At 66.7% G+C, this 568-nt stretch carries 1 protein-coding gene; it reads right to left on the reverse strand.

Going from position 1 to position 568, the window contains the following annotated elements; translation table 11 throughout:
* Nucleotides 1-568 (reverse strand): condensation domain-containing protein (locus A5686_RS04770; protein WP_156749936.1); only part of this gene is annotated, 568 nt, incomplete at both ends.

Consider the following 568-nt stretch of genomic DNA (forward strand, 5'->3'; position numbering starts at 1 on the left):
CCCCGGGCAATCAGCAGGTGCGCCAACCGGTTCGACGCCGCATCAAGCTCGCGATAGCTCATCGAGCGGCCGCCGAAACTGATCGCCACCGCGTCTGGCACACGCGCGACCTGCGCGGCAAACACGGCCGGAATCGACAGCCCCGACGTCACCGGCGCGCTCAATACCGCGCGATTGCCCCAACCCTCCAGCCGGGTCCGCTCAGCGGCGTCGAGGACATCCACCGACGACAACCGCCGCGCGGGATCAGCCGTCATCGCCTTGAGCACCCGCTTCAAACGCTCGATGAGCGCCCGAATGGTTGCCGGGTCGAACACGTCGGTGCGAAACTCCACCGTTCCGCTGATTCCGGCGGGCTCACCGGCTGGGTTCCAACGCTCCCCAAGCGACAACGACAGGTCCATCCGGGCGGTGTGGGTATCCACCGGCAGCTGGGAGACCTGCACTTCACCCAAAGCCAAATTGGCGGCCGGATCGGCGCCCTGCCAGTTCTGCCAGGCCAGCATCACCTGGACCAGCGGGTGGTGGGTTAGGGATCGGGTGGGGTTGAGTCGTTCGACGAGTACCT

It is taken from the genome of Mycobacterium sp. E2479, assembly GCF_001667925.1.
GTDB lineage: Bacteria > Actinomycetota > Actinomycetes > Mycobacteriales > Mycobacteriaceae > Mycobacterium.